The sequence below is a fragment of the Streptomyces sp. NPDC002536 genome, assembly GCF_053594995.1.
In genome coordinates, this window is record NZ_JBSFWU010000089.1 from 1 (window position 1) to 13,922 (window position 13,922).

Sequence of the window (13,922 nt, forward strand, 5' to 3'; positions counted from 1 at the left end):
ATCCGCGGCGGCGCGCACAGAGGGAAAGGATTTTGCTCAAGGGTGATGTCCCGTCGCCCATTTCGCCGCCTTCGGGGTGCCGGTTCCGTACGCGGCGCCGATCGTGCCGCCCGCGCGCGAGGAGCCGGGCCCCGTGCGCGGGGCCTCGCACGGGCCGGGCCCGGCCGCTGCGGAGCGGCCGGAGCAGGCGGAGCGGGTGATACGCGTGCTGCCGCTCGGCACCGGGATGGCCCTGACGGGTCTCGGGCTGGGATTCATCGCCTGGCGGCTGCGGAGGCAGTAGCGCGGGAGCGCGCGCCCCGCGCAAGGAAGCGGTGGATCAGGCGTGTACGGGGGCATCACCAGGGGGAAATCACCTGTGCGAGAGAATGGCGGCATGGATATGCCGAGGAATGAACGGTCGCAGGAGAGCCCGCACGTTCTGGTCGTAGGCCCGGACGGCATGGCTCTCGGCAGCGCCAGCCCCGGCGGCGGGGAGGGCGACGACGAGTCGCGCGAGGTCCCGGTGACGGAGATGGTCGAGCAGCCCGCCAAGGTCATGCGCATCGGCAGCATGATCAAGCAACTGCTGGAGGAAGTGCGCGCCGCGCCTCTGGACGAGGCGAGCCGCGTCCGGCTCAAGGAGATCCACCACAGCTCCGTCAAGGAGCTCGAGGACGGTCTCGCCCCCGAGCTCGTCGAGGAGCTGGAGCGGCTGTCGCTGCCGTTCACGGACGAGACGATCCCGACCGAGGCCGAACTGCGCATTGCGCAGGCCCAGTTGGTCGGCTGGCTGGAAGGCCTCTTCCACGGCATCCAGACGACGCTGTTCGCCCAGCAGATGGCGGCCCGCGCCCAGCTGGAGCAGATGCGCCGCGCGCTGCCCGCCGGTGTCCTCGACGACGACGAGCACGACATCCAGCCGCACGGCGGCGCCCGTTCGGGCCCGTACCTGTAGGCGCAACGGGAGAACGGAAGAGGGGCCCCTTGCCGAACCGGCAAGGGGCCCCTCCGCACGAGTGCTTACGACGCCGGGTCGCCCGTCGACACCGTCAGCACGAACTGCGCGCTCTTCGGGTCGAACGGGTCGCCCGCCTCGGGCGACTGGGTCATCACGGTGCCCTTGCCCCAGGTGTTCTCGCTGACCGGGTCCACGCGGTACTTCCAACCGGCCGCCTGCAGGCACTCCTTCACGGAGTCGATGTACAAGTACTTGAAGTCCGGAGCGGTCTTCTTCGTCTTGTCGTTGTAGGCGTCGTAGGCCTGCGTGCACTTCTCCTTGTCGATGGTCTTCGACTTGTCGCCGTCCTTGTGCTTGGACTGCGCCGCGCCGCCGCCACCGCCGCCGGAGGTGCTGCCCTGGCCGCCCGCGCCGCCGGGGGCGACCGGTGCGTTGGAGGACTTGCCGCCGCCTGCCTGGTCGTTTTTGTTGTTGTCCTGGCCGTTGAGGGCGATGGCGGCGATCACGCCGACGACCGCCAGGACCGCGACCACGGCCGAGCCGATGAGCACCGGCTTGTTGCTCTTGCCGCTGTCGGCGGGGGCCGGTGCGGGCGGTGGCGTCTGGTAGGCGGGCGCCGGGGGCTGGTAGCCGCCCTGGACGGTCGGCGGCGGGGTGGACGGGCCGTAGCCGCCGTACGGGTTCTGGACGGCCGGCTGCGGCTGGTACGGCGTCTGGACGGACTGCGGGCCGGGCGCCGGCATCTGGCTGTCCACGGGCGGGAAGACGGCGGAGCCGACCCCCGCACCGCTGCGGGCCGGCGGGCCGCCCGCGATGATGATCGGCGATCCGGTCGCCTGGGCCGTGCCGGCCACGCGGGCGCACTCGTCGCGCATGGCCTCGGCGCTGGGGAAGCGCTCGTTCGGGTTCTTCTTCAGCGCGCGCATCACCAGCGCGTCGACGGCCGGCGGGATCGAGCGGTTGATCGTGGAGGGTGCGACCGGCTCCTCCTGGACGTGCGCGTAGGCGATGGCCAGCGGCGAGTCCGCGTCGAAGGGCAGCCGGCCGGTCAGCAGCTCGAAGAGCATGATGCCGACCGAGTACAGGTCGCTGCGGGCGTCCACGCCGCGGCCCAGCGCCTGCTCGGGCGAGAGGTACTGCGGGGTGCCGACGACCATGCCGGTCTGCGTCATCGACGTCACGCCGGACTGCATGGCGCGGGCGATGCCGAAGTCCATGACCTTGACCACATTGCGCTTGGTCATCATCACGTTGCCGGGCTTGATGTCCCGGTGGACCAGGCCCATCTCGTGGCTGACCTCGAGCGCGGCCAGCACATCCGCCGTGATCTTGAGCGCCTTGTCGGCCGGCATCGCGCCGTACTGGGCGACGTCGGCGTCGAGCACCGAGCGCAGCGGCTTGCCCTCGATGTACTCCATGACGATGTACGGCATCGTCGCGCCGTCCAGCTCGTCCTCGCCGGTGTCGAAGACCGAGACGATGTTGGTGTGCGTGAGCTTGGCCACGGCCTGGGCCTCGCGGCGGAAGCGCTCGCGGAAGGAGGCCTCGCGGCCCAGCTCGGTGTGCAGGGTCTTGATGGCCACGTACCGGTCGAGCACACTGTCGTGGGCGAGGTGCACGGAGGCCATGCCGCCTTCGCCGAGCAGGTCACGGAGCTGGTAGCGGCCACCGCCGACCGTGCGTCCCGTGTACCGGCCGTGTGCGCCGTCCTGGCTCATGGTGTTGCTTCCCCCTCGGCGCACTGTGCACTGTCTGTGACCGGTGACGGTGGCATACGGAGTCGGTTCGCCGCTGCGATCCGGCTCTTCTTCGACGTATCCCGGCCAAGTCTGCCCCAGGGCGCGGGCACGTCAAGCCGCGTGCCCGTTCCGTGACCGGATGCGCGACAAGCCGTCACGGGATTTGCCTTGTTAGGGACGGTACGGGTTTGATGGCCGGTCCATCCCGGACCGGTGCACGCTGCGGAACCTGTAGCGTGGCCTGGCGGAAGACCGTATTGCCCCGCGCATCGCCCCTACGCGAGCGGCCAGAGACGACGGCGAGGACTGATGGCACAGACGCAGAGCGACCAGGGTCCGGGCGACCCTGGCGCCAACGGGGGCGGAATGCCCGATGTGCCGGAAATGTGGGGTAACGGTGGACTGGTCGGCGACGGCCGCTACCGCCTGACCCACCGGCTCGGCCGCGGTGGCATGGCCGAGGTCTTCGCCGCAGAGGATGTCCGGCTCGGCCGCACGGTCGCGGTGAAGCTGCTCCGCGCCGACCTCGCCGAGGACCCGGTCTCCAAGGCCCGCTTCACCCGCGAGGCACAGTCGGTCGCCGGCCTGAACCACCACGCCGTGGTCGCCGTCTACGACTCCGGCGAGGACACCGTCGGCCGCAACGTCGTGCCGTACATCGTCATGGAGTTGGTTGAAGGCCGCACTATTCGCGACCTGTTGCTCAACGCCGATGCGCCGCCGCCCGAGCAGGCCCTGATCATCGTCTCGGGGGTGCTGGAGGCGCTGGCCTACAGCCACCAGCACGGCATCGTGCACCGCGACATCAAGCCCGCCAACGTGATCATCACGAACAACGGCGCGGTCAAGGTCATGGACTTCGGCATCGCCCGCGCCCTGCACGGCGCGGCGTCCACCATGACCCAGACCGGCATGGTCATGGGCACCCCGCAGTACCTCTCGCCCGAGCAGGCCCTCGGCAAGACCGTCGACGCCCGCTCGGACCTCTACGCCACCGGCTGCCTGCTCTACGAACTGCTGTCGCTGCGCCCGCCGTTCACCGGCGAGACCCCGCTCTCGGTCGTCTACCAGCACGTCCAGGACAACCCCGTCCCGCCGTCGCAGGTGCTCGGCAGCGTGCCGCCCGAGCTCGACGGCCTCGTCATGCGCTCCCTCGCCAAGGACCCGGACGACCGGTTCCAGAGCGCCGAGGAGATGCGCGGGCTGGTCCAGTACGCCCTGCAGATGCTGCAGGACGCGGGCAGCCACACGGGCGCCTGGAACACCGGTCCCGTCGACCAGGCCACCGCCGCCACCCAGGTCATCAACGGCATGGGCATGGGCATGGGGGCCACCACGGCCATGCCGCAGCACGGCAACACCTCGCAGCAGCCGATCCTGCCGCGGCGCCCCGGCGACAGCGGCGGCTTCGACGGCTACGCGGGCGGCGGCCAGGGCGGCTACGGCGGCCACGGCTCCAACGGCGGTGGCGGCAAGGGGAAGATGGCGCTGGTCGCCGCGGTGGTCCTGATCATCGCAGCGCTGGGCGGCTTCTACGTGTACAAGTCGATGGGCAACACGTCGAACAGCAACAAGACCGGCACGGACAAGCAGACTTCCATCACCAACACGCCGAGCGACGGGCCGAGCAGCACCCCCGAGAAGCGCACCTCGCCCAGCCCCAACCGCAACGGCCACACGGGCGGCGACAGCAGCGACTGGGGCGACTCGACCGACGACGAGCCGTCGACCGAGCCGAGCCGGCACCGCTCGCGCTACCCGAGCACGGAGCCGTCGACGAACCCGTCGAACCCGGACGTGCCGAGCGGGAAGCCCTCGCCCAACCCGTCGGGCGACGACAAGAACCCGACGACCGCGCCCCAGCCGAGCCACGGCGCAGGCGACACCACCGGCACCGTCCAGGGCACCACCGGGCACTGAACCGCCCGGGCCCGCGGGGTCAGTCGGTGAACGCCGCGCCGACCGCCTCGTACCTGCGGGTCCACCACACCGCCAGCGCCGCCGACGCCGGGAAACCGGGGTCGGCGCGGTGGTCGCCCAGCTGGTAGCGCCAGCGCAGCATCCAGAAGTCGTTCAGGCGCTCCCACCACACCCGGTGCACGGCCGCGCCGAGTTCCGCCGCGTCCGCGCCGGTGGCCCGGCGGTAGGCGCGCGCGTACGGCCGCACCTTCGCGAGGTCCAGGGTGCCGTCGGGGCGCACGAAGAAGATCACGGCGGCCCGGACCGCCTCCTCGGCGCGCGGCTGGACGCCCAGCCGGTCCCAGTCGACGATCGCGGCGGGCTCGGCGCCCCGGTAGAGCAGGTTCAGCGGGTGGAAGTCGCCGTGCACCCAGCCGCGGGCAGGGACGGCGGCCGCGCCGGGGCGGCGGTGGGCGTGCTGCTCCAGCAGGCCGCGGCGCTCGACGAGGCGGTGTTCGGCCAGTTCGTCGAAGGCGTCCCGGGGCCGGCGGCGCACAAGGGCCAGGAGATCCTCGATGAGGGCGTAGGTGTCCTCGGGGTCGGCCGCGGCGTCCGGAGCCTCCCCAGCGGCCGTACAGGCCCGTTCCGGGCCTTCCATGACCTCGTCCAGGCATGTGTGCACATGGCCGAGCAGCGCGCCGAGCCGGTCGGACTGGCCGGTGGTGAGCTCGCCGCCGTCGCGGTGCCGCCCGTCGATCCAGGGGTGCAGGGCGTAGCAGCGGCCGCCGAGGACGGTCACGGTGGAGCCCTCGGAGTCGGCGACGGGCGGGACGACGGGCAGGCCGAGGGCGCCCAGCCGGCGGGTCACCTCGTGCTGGCGGGCGATGACGGCCTCGTCGCCGTCCAGGTGGTGCTTGAGGAAGAAGCGGCCGCGGGTGGTGGAGAGGCGGTAACCGCGGTTGAGGAGCCCCTCGGTGAGCGTCTCGCAGGAGACGGGCTCGCCGGCGTCGCCGTAGCGGCGCAGCAGGGTGCGCAGGGTGCCGCCGTCGGGTGGGGCGGGGGTGACAAGTGAGCGCGGCACGCCCCAAATGTTAGATCACGCTGAGTGCGCAGGCCGTCGCGCGGGTACGCCTTCGAGGTGGTGCAGGGTGATGAACTGGGGTTCTATGCACAGGTATTCAGGCGTGAAGGGCACGTCGTCCGCGAACCGGGGTGCGGGGCCGAAGAGTTCGAGCTCCGCCGGTCCCGGCACGAAGCGCCGTGCGGTGCCGACGAACTGCACGGTCCAGACGGTCTCGTCGCCGTCCTCGCGGTCGCCGAGGTTGTCGGCGGAGTAGGCGGCGACGCTGCCGTCGCAGGCCTGCGCGTACCCGAAGCCCTCGTGCAGCCGCAGCAGCACCCGGCCGCCGTCGACGACGTGCCGGGCGACGGTGACGAAGGGAAGCGCGCGCAGGGTGACGGACACCCGGCCGTAGGGTGTGCGGCCGAGCAGTTCGAGCGCCCGGTAGGCGTCGCCGTCGTGCGCGTCGTGGGCGCCTGTGGGCACGGAGGACATGGTCACCACTCTGCCGGGCGGACCCGCGGCGCCATAGGGGCACCCGCCCCTTCGGCACAGGGCCATTGGTCCCTAATCCGGCGTTCGGGGCGGGTCCTAGCCTTTTCCGGCCTGCAGCCGGGCCACGTAGGCCGCCGCCTGGGAACGCCGCTCCATGCCCAGCTTGGACAGCAGGCTGGAGACGTAGTTTTTGATCGTTTTCTCGGCGAGGTGCAGTCGTTCGCCGATCGCGCGATTGGTCAGGCCCTCGCCGATGAGATCCAGAATGCGCCGTTCCTGTTCGGTCAGCGAGGCCAGCCGGTCGTCCCCCTTGGGGTCCTTGCCGTCGCGCAGCCGTTCCAGCACCCGGGCCGTGGCCACCGGGTCGAGCAGGGATTTCCCGGCCGCCACGTCCCGCACGGCCGAGAGCAGCTCATTGCCGCGAATGGCCTTGAGGACATAGCCCGCGGCGCCGGCCACGATCGCGTCGAAGAGGGCCTCGTCGTCGGCGTACGAGGTGAGCATCAGGCATTTGATGCTCTCGTCCTGAGAACGGATCTCACGGCATACTTCGACTCCGCTGCCATCCGGAAGGCGCACGTCCAGTACGGCGACATCCGGCCGGGTGGCGGGAATGCGCACCAGTGCATCCGCGGCGGTGCCGGCCTCGCCCACGATCTCGATGTCCTCCTCGACGGAGAGGAGCTCGTGGACGCCGCGACGGACGACTTCGTGGTCGTCCAGCAGAAATACCGTGATTTTTCCTTCTTCGCGCACGCTGACAGTCTCACACATCGACTCTTCCCCTGCTCTTGTCCTCCGGGATAACGTGCCCCCGTTCCGGCAGTGCACAAGGCTGTGACCAGGGGAAGCGCCCCACATTCTCGATTTACTTGGAAATCCAAGCAAAATCGCAGGTCAGAGGGGTTTCGCAGGAATGCGGTCCGCTGGGTAACGTGCTTATTGCAGGCCATTCGCCGGGGCACCTGTCACGCCCGGTTCCGGCCTCGGCACACCCACCCCGTGTGCCTCGGGCGGCCGGGCGAGCCTCCCCCTGTCTCACGGCGGGGGGACTTCCCTCTGGCCGCCGGCGACCCCGGGGGCCGGACAGACGGAGGAGCACACGTGACCGTGGACAGCACTGCCGCGCGCAAGCCGCGGCGCAGCAGCAGCAAGCGAGCCGGGGCCAAGAAGCCGGCCGACGGGCCGGGGCAGGAGCCGGAGCTCGTCCAGTTGCTGACGCCGGAGGGCGTACGGGTCGAGCACCCGGACTACTCCATCGACCTGTCACCCGCGGAACTGCGTGGTCTGTACCGGGACATGGTGCTGACCCGCCGGTTCGACGCCGAGGCGACCACCCTGCAGCGGCAGGGCGAACTCGGCCTGTGGGCCTCGCTGCTGGGCCAGGAGGCCGCCCAGATCGGCTCCGGCCGCGCGACCCGCGACGACGACTACGTCTTCCCGACCTACCGCGAGCACGGCGTCGCCTGGTGCCGCGGGGTCGATCCGACCAACCTCCTGGGCATGTTCCGCGGCGTGAACAACGGCGGCTGGGACCCCAACGAGAACAACTTCCACCTCTACACGATCGTCATCGGCTCGCAGGCGCTGCACGCGACCGGTTACGCGATGGGTGTCGCGAAGGACGGCGCGGACTCGGCCGTCATCGCCTACTTCGGCGACGGTGCGTCCTCGCAGGGCGACGTGGCCGAGGCGTTCACCTTCGCGGCCGTCTACAACGCGCCCGTGGTGTTCTTCTGCCAGAACAACCAGTGGGCCATCTCCGAGCCCACCGAGAAGCAGACCCGCGTGCCGCTCTACCAGCGCGCCCAGGGCTACGGCTTCCCCGGCGTGCGCGTGGACGGCAACGACGTGCTGGCCGTGCTCGCCGTGACGAGGGCGGCGCTGGAGCGTGCCCGCACCGGCGAAGGCCCCATGCTCATCGAGGCGTTCACCTACCGCATGGGCGCCCACACCACCTCCGACGACCCGACGAAGTACCGCCGGGACGAGGAGCGCGAGCAGTGGGAGGCCAAGGACCCGATCCTGCGCCTGCGGACGTACCTGGAGAGCGAGGGCCACGCCGACGAGGCCTTCTTCGCGGAGCTGGAGACCGAGAGCGACGCGCTCGCCAAGCGGGTGCGCGACACGGTGCGCACCATGCCCGACCCCGACGACATGGCCATCTTCGAGAACATCTACGCCGACGGACACGCCCTCGTGGACGAGGAGCGGGCCCAGTTCATCGCGTACCAGGCCCAGTTCGCAGAGGAGAGCAAGTAATCATGAGCATCGAGAAGCTCTCGATCGCCAAGGCGGTCAACGCCTCCCTGCGCACGGCCCTGGAGACCGACCCGAAGGTCCTCATCATGGGTGAGGACGTCGGCAAGCTGGGCGGTGTCTTCCGGGTCACCGACGGTCTGCAGAAGGACTTCGGCGAGGAGCGCGTGATCGACACGCCGCTGGCCGAGTCCGGCATCGTCGGCACGGCGATCGGTCTGGCGCTGCGCGGCTACCGGCCCGTGGTGGAGATCCAGTTCGACGGTTTCGTCTTCCCCGCGTACGACCAGATCGTCACGCAGCTGGCGAAGATGCACGCCCGTGCGCTGGGCAAGATCAAGCTGCCGGTCGTCATCCGCATCCCCTACGGCGGTGCGATCGGTGCGGTGGAGCACCACAGCGAGTCGCCGGAGGCGCTGTTCGCGCACGTGGCGGGTCTGAAGATCGTGTCGCCGTCGAACGCGGCCGACGCGTACTGGATGATGCAGCAGGCCATCCAGAGCGACGACCCGGTCATCTACTTCGAGCCCAAGCGCCGCTACCACGACCGCTCCGAGGTCGACACGGACGCCATCCCGGGCCCGCTGCACGCCGCGCGCACGGTGCGGGCCGGCACGGACCTGACGCTGGCCGCGTACGGGCCGATGGTCAAGACCTGCCTGGAGGCCGCGGCGGCGGCCGAGGAGGAGGGCAGGTCCCTGGAGGTGCTGGACCTGCGGTCGATCTCGCCGGTCGACTTCGACGGCATCCAGGCGTCCGTGGAGCGCACGCGCCGCCTGGTCGTGGTCCACGAGGCCCCGGTCTTCTTCGGTTCCGGCGCGGAGATCGCCGCCCGGATCACCGAGCGCTGCTTCTACCAACTGGAGGCCCCCGTCCTGCGGGTCGGCGGCTACCACGCGCCGTATCCGCCGTCGCGGCTGGAGGACGAGTACCTGCCCGGACTGGACCGGGTGCTCGACGCCGTCGACCGCGCACTGGCGTACTAGGGCCGAGGAGATTCGTGACGATGACTGCCAGCAATCAGCGTTTCCGCGAGTTCAAGATGCCGGACGTGGGCGAGGGGCTCACCGAGGCCGAGATCCTCAAGTGGTACGTGAACGTGGGGGACACGGTCTCCGACGGTGACGTGGTGTGCGAGGTCGAGACGGCCAAGGCGGCCGTCGGACTGCCCATCCCCTTCGACGGCGTGGTCCACGAACTGCGCTTCCCGGAGGGCACGACGGTCGACGTCGGCAAGGTGATCATCTCGGTGGACACCGAGCCGGGAGCGGGGCCCGTGGAGGCGCCCGTGCAGGCCGCGGTTCCGGCCTCGGCTCCGGCCGCGGAGGAGCCGGAGCCGACCGGCCGGCAGGCCGTGCTCGTCGGCTACGGCGCCGCGCCGTCCTCGACCAAGCGCCGTGCGCGCAAGACGTCCGGCCCCGCCGGGGCGCCGTCCGTCGCCGCCGCCGTGCAGGCCGAGCTGAACGGGCACGCCGGGACGGCTGCGCCCGAGGCTCCGGCCGCCGTGCCGGCTCCCGCCGCACGGCCGTTGGCCAAGCCTCCGGTGCGCAAGCTCGCCAAGGACCTCGGCATCGACCTGGCCACGGTCGTCCCGAGCGGGCCCGGGGGTGTCGTCACCCGCGAGGACGTGCACGCCGCCGCCCAGCCCGCCCCGGTCCCGGCCGCTGCCGTGGAGGCCCCCGTGGCAGTGGCCCCGGCGGCACGTGAGACCCGCATCCCCGTCAAGGGTGTGCGCAAGGCGACCGCGCAGGCGATGGTGGCCTCCGCGTTCACCGCCCCGCACGTCACGGAGTTCGTCACCGTCGACGTCACCCGCACCATGAAGCTCGTCCAGGAGCTCAAGTCCGACCCGGACATGGCCGGGCTGCGCGTCAACCCGCTGCTGCTGGTCGCCAAGGCCCTGCTCGTGGCGATCAAGCGCAACCCCGACGTCAACGCCGCCTGGGACGAGGCCAACCAGGAGATCGTCCGCAAGGACTACGTCAACCTCGGCATCGCCGCCGCCACCCCGCGCGGCCTGATCGTCCCCAACATCAAGGACGCCCAGGCCAGGACGCTCCCCGAGCTGTCGCAGGCCCTGGCCGACCTGGTGGCCACCGCCCGCGAGGGGAGGACGGCCCCGGCGGACATGCAGGGCGGGACGGTCACGATCACCAACGTCGGCGTCTTCGGCGTCGACACCGGTACGCCCATCCTCAACCCCGGCGAGTCCGCGATCCTCGCCCTCGGCGCGATCAAACTCCAGCCGTGGGTCCACAAGGGGAAGGTCAAGCCGCGCCACGTCACCACCCTGGCGCTGTCCTTCGACCACCGCCTGGTGGACGGCGAGCTCGGCTCCAGGGTCCTCGCCGACATCGCGGCGGTGCTGGAGCATCCGAAGCGCCTGATCACCTGGGGCTGACGGGTTCACACGGCACCCGGTTTTGCAGCGCAGGACAAGGGGCCCGGATACTCTCTCCTCACCCCCCTCCAGTGAGGAGAGAGCGCGTCGTCCGGGCCCCTTGTCCGTATGCGGAGCGGCCTACGGGAATCCACACTGGTCAGATGTGGGAATAGCCCGTGCGGGCAAATTACCCAAGGATGACCGACACTTGCAGTGTCGGAATTGGAGGCCGCTTTGGAGCCCGCGGTGCACCGTGACGGCGGGGAATCCATCACCCGTCTGCTCCGTGCCTGGCGGGCCCGCGTCGACGCCCGGCACCTGCCCGAGCTGCGCGGAGTCTTCCCCAGGCCGGGGCGCCGGCTGTCGCAGAAACACGTCGCCCGCATGACCGGTGTGAGCGAGGGCTGGTACCGGGCGCTGGAGGCCGGACGGCGCCAGGACTTCTCGGAGAACTTTCTGCTGCGCGTCGCCGGGGCGCTGCGGCTGAGCGAAGCGGAAACGCTGACGCTCTTCATGGCCGTCACCGGCCGGCGCCCTCCCGAATTCGGCCGCTGCCGCCGGGATTTGCCGCCCGGCGTCAAAGCACTGCTGGAACAGCAGGTCTCCTATCCCGCCTATCTGTCCGACGGCGCCTGGAACATCGTCGCGGCCAACTCCCTCATGGGCGAGTGGTTCCCGTGGGTGCTGTGCCCCAAGGCGAATCTGATGCGCTGGGCGCTGCTGGACCCCGAGGCGCGGGAGCAGATGCTCGACTGGGAGGACAGCTGCGCGCGGGTCTACCTCGCCATGCTGCGCGTCGCCTCCAACAGCAACCCCGGCAACACCGAACTGCACGACCTCGTCCAGGAGATCCTCGCCTCGGACGCGGACTGCCGGCGCATCTGGGCCGAGGAGTACGACGTCGTCGAGCACCGGGACGGTCACGTCTTCCGGCTGCGCCTGCCGTATCACGGCGGGGCCGAGGTGCGGGTGACGACGCATGTGCTGCTGCCCATACAGCGGCCGGATCTGCGGTTCGTGTTCATCACGCCGCTGGAGGGATGGGCGGGCGTGTAGGGGCGTACGGCGTCATCCTGTGCGCCGCTCACATGCCGGACGCGCTCTGACCATGCATTCCTGTTGTATCTATGCTGTGCGCATGCCACCCGCCAGCGCTGCCGCCGTCAGACGTCCCCCCGCCGCCGAACGCGTCTACACGCACGTCAAGGACGCCGTCCTGCACCGTCGTTACGAGGGCGGCACGCTGCTCACCGAAGGCGATCTGGCCGAGGCCGTCGGGGTGTCGCGGACGCCCGTGCGCGAGGCGCTGCTGCGGCTGGAGGCCGAGGGGCTGCTCAAGCTCTACCCGAAGAAGGGGGCGCTCGTGCTGCCCGTGTCCGCACAGGAGATCACCGATGTGGTGGAGACCCGGCTGCTCGTCGAGAAGCACGCGGCCGGCAAGGCCGTCCCCGCCCCGCCGGCGCTCATCGCACGCCTGGAGGAGCTCGTCGACGACATGCGCGCCCAGGCCGCCGCGGGCGACCTGGCCGCCGTCTCCGTCAGCGACCGCGCCTTCCACGCCGAGATCGTGCGCAGCGCGGGCAACCGGATCCTCTCGGGCCTGTACGAACAGCTCCGCGACCGCCAGCTGCGGATGGGCGAGGCCGTGATGCACGCCCACCCCGACCGCATCGCCAAGAACATCGCCGAGCACACCGAGATCCTCGACGCGCTGCGCTCCGGCGACGCCGAGGCCGCGATCCGCGTCGTCGACCGGCACGTCGGCTGGGTGCGCAACCTCGCCCGCGGAGAGGCCCGATGAACACGGGCACCGGCGCGGGCACGGGCGGCGGCACCGGCTCCATATCCCTGCCCGGCGACCCTCCGGGCGGTCGCCGGGCACTGGCGGTGTGGGGGATCGGCGTCGCGGTCTACTTCGTCGCCATCATCTTCCGGACGAGCCTGGGCGTCGCCGGCATCGACGCGGCGGCCCGCTTCCACATCAACTCCTCGGCCCTGTCCACCTTCTCCATCCTCCAGCTGCTCGTCTACGCGGGCATGCAGATCCCCGTCGGCGTGATGGTCGACCGGCTGGGCACCAAGAAGGTGCTGGCCCTCGGCGTCGTCCTGTTCACCGCAGGCCAGTTCGGCTTCGCGCTGTCGCACTCGTACGCCGCCGCCCTGGCCTGCCGGGCCCTGCTCGGCTGCGGCGACGCGATGACGTTCATCAGCGTGCTGCGGCTGGGCGCGCGCTGGTTCCCCGCCCGGCACGGGCCGATGATCGCGCAGGTCGCCGCGCTGTTCGGGATGGCGGGCAACCTCGTCTCGACCGTCGTCCTCGCGCGGCTGCTGCACAGCGCGGGCTGGACCGCCACCTTCGGCGGCAGCGCGGCCGCGGGCGTGCTCGTCCTCGTGCTGATGCTGCTGTTCCTCAAGGACCACCCCGAGGGCCACGAGCCGCCCCCCAACCCCCATGCGGGCAAGGGGTTCGTGCGCCGGCAGATCGTGCTGGCCTGGCGCGAGCCGGGGACCCGGCTGGGCCTGTGGGTGCACTTCACCACGCAGTTCCCGGCGATGGTGTTCCTGCTGCTGTGGGGGCTGCCGTTCCTGGTGGAGGCCGAGGGGCTCTCGCGGGCCACGGCCGGGATGCTGCTGACGCTGGTGGTGCTGGTGAACATGGCCGTCGGCCTCGTCTTCGGCCAGGTCATCGGCCGCCACCACGCGGCCCGGCTGCCGCTCGCCCTCGGCACGGTCGCGGCAACGGTCGTGCTGTGGGCGGCCGTTCTGGCCTGGCCGGGGCACGCGCCCATGTGGCTGCTGGTGACGCTGTGCACGGTGCTCGGGGCCTGCGGACCGGCCTCGATGATCGGCTTCGACTTCGCCCGGCCCGCCAACCCGCCCGAGCGCCAGGGAACCGCCTCCGGCATCGTCAACATGGGCGGTTTCACGGCCTCGATCACGACCCTGCTGGCGGTGGGCATCGTGCTCGACGCCACCGGAGAGGACTACCGGACCGCGTTCTCCTCGGTGTTCGTCCTCCAGGCGCTCGGCGTGTACCGGATCCTGCGCCTGCGCGGCCGGGCCCGGCAGCGCGAACGCGAGCGCATCGTGGCGTCCCGCGTGGAGACCGTGCACGTACCGGTGTGAACGGGGCGGGGGCCCATGAGG

General features: G+C 71.1%; 13 protein-coding genes. 9 read left to right on the top strand and 4 right to left on the bottom strand.

Annotated elements, in window-relative coordinates; translation table 11 throughout:
- The first annotated feature begins 133 nt into the window (after window positions 1-133).
- Window positions 134-283: a hypothetical protein gene (locus tag ACWD4B_RS26795; RefSeq protein ID WP_451423182.1), complete on the top strand. Its 150-nt coding sequence runs from the start codon at window positions 134-136 to the stop codon at window positions 281-283.
- A gap of 93 nt (window positions 284-376) precedes the next feature.
- Window positions 377-937, top strand: a complete 561-nt coding sequence (locus ACWD4B_RS26800; protein WP_336410241.1) for a bacterial proteasome activator family protein — start codon at window positions 377-379, stop codon at window positions 935-937.
- Window positions 938-1,002: 65 nt separating this feature from the next.
- Here the strand turns inward: ACWD4B_RS26800 and ACWD4B_RS26805 are convergent, their stop codons facing one another.
- A complete protein-coding gene (locus ACWD4B_RS26805; RefSeq protein ID WP_336410240.1) occupies window positions 1,003-2,658 on the bottom strand; it encodes a protein kinase domain-containing protein in 1,656 nt (551 codons plus the stop codon).
- Window positions 2,659-2,988: 330 nt separating this feature from the next.
- Between ACWD4B_RS26805 and ACWD4B_RS26810 the strand changes: the two genes are divergently transcribed.
- Window positions 2,989-4,599: a protein kinase domain-containing protein gene (locus ACWD4B_RS26810; protein WP_451423160.1), complete on the top strand. Its 1,611-nt coding sequence runs from the start codon at window positions 2,989-2,991 to the stop codon at window positions 4,597-4,599.
- Window positions 4,600-4,618: 19 nt separating this feature from the next.
- Here the strand turns inward: ACWD4B_RS26810 and ACWD4B_RS26815 are convergent, their stop codons facing one another.
- The 3 genes from ACWD4B_RS26815 to ACWD4B_RS26825 form a co-directional block, all read right to left on the bottom strand.
- On the bottom strand, window positions 4,619-5,659 hold the full coding sequence (locus ACWD4B_RS26815; protein ID WP_451423161.1) for a phosphotransferase: 1,041 nt from the start codon (window positions 5,657-5,659) through the stop codon (window positions 4,619-4,621).
- Between the two features lie 15 nt (window positions 5,660-5,674).
- Window positions 5,675-6,133: a pyridoxamine 5'-phosphate oxidase family protein gene (locus tag ACWD4B_RS26820; protein WP_451423162.1), complete on the bottom strand. Its 459-nt coding sequence runs from the start codon at window positions 6,131-6,133 to the stop codon at window positions 5,675-5,677.
- 96 nt (window positions 6,134-6,229) lie between these two features.
- Window positions 6,230-6,889 (bottom strand): response regulator, encoded by a 660-nt coding sequence (locus ACWD4B_RS26825; RefSeq protein ID WP_390777337.1) that lies wholly within the window; start codon window positions 6,887-6,889, stop codon window positions 6,230-6,232.
- Window positions 6,890-7,237: 348 nt separating this feature from the next.
- Between ACWD4B_RS26825 and pdhA the strand changes: the two genes are divergently transcribed.
- The 6 genes from pdhA (at window position 7,238) to ACWD4B_RS26855 (ending at window position 13,901) form a co-directional block, all read left to right on the top strand.
- A complete protein-coding gene (gene pdhA / locus ACWD4B_RS26830; RefSeq protein ID WP_451423163.1) occupies window positions 7,238-8,395 on the top strand; it encodes a pyruvate dehydrogenase (acetyl-transferring) E1 component subunit alpha in 1,158 nt (385 codons plus the stop codon).
- A gap of 2 nt (window positions 8,396-8,397) precedes the next feature.
- A complete protein-coding gene (locus tag ACWD4B_RS26835; RefSeq protein WP_451423164.1) occupies window positions 8,398-9,378 on the top strand; it encodes an alpha-ketoacid dehydrogenase subunit beta in 981 nt (326 codons plus the stop codon).
- A gap of 20 nt (window positions 9,379-9,398) precedes the next feature.
- Window positions 9,399-10,793, top strand: coding sequence for a dihydrolipoamide acetyltransferase family protein (locus tag ACWD4B_RS26840; protein WP_451423165.1), 1,395 nt, complete (start codon window positions 9,399-9,401; stop codon window positions 10,791-10,793).
- 195 nt (window positions 10,794-10,988) lie between these two features.
- Window positions 10,989-11,831: a helix-turn-helix transcriptional regulator gene (locus ACWD4B_RS26845; RefSeq protein WP_451423166.1), complete on the top strand. Its 843-nt coding sequence runs from the start codon at window positions 10,989-10,991 to the stop codon at window positions 11,829-11,831.
- An 82-nt stretch (window positions 11,832-11,913) separates the two neighbouring features.
- Window positions 11,914-12,576 carry a GntR family transcriptional regulator gene (locus ACWD4B_RS26850; protein WP_451423167.1) on the top strand — a complete coding sequence of 221 codons (663 nt, stop codon included), beginning with the start codon at window positions 11,914-11,916 and terminating at the stop codon, window positions 12,574-12,576.
- The gene (locus ACWD4B_RS26855) at window positions 12,573-13,901 is read left to right on the top strand and encodes an MFS transporter (protein ID WP_451423168.1); all 1,329 of its coding nucleotides are present in this window, start codon (window positions 12,573-12,575) and stop codon (window positions 13,899-13,901) included. The genes ACWD4B_RS26850 and ACWD4B_RS26855 overlap by 4 nt, the downstream gene beginning before the upstream one ends.
- The last annotated feature ends 21 nt before the right edge of the window (window positions 13,902-13,922 follow it).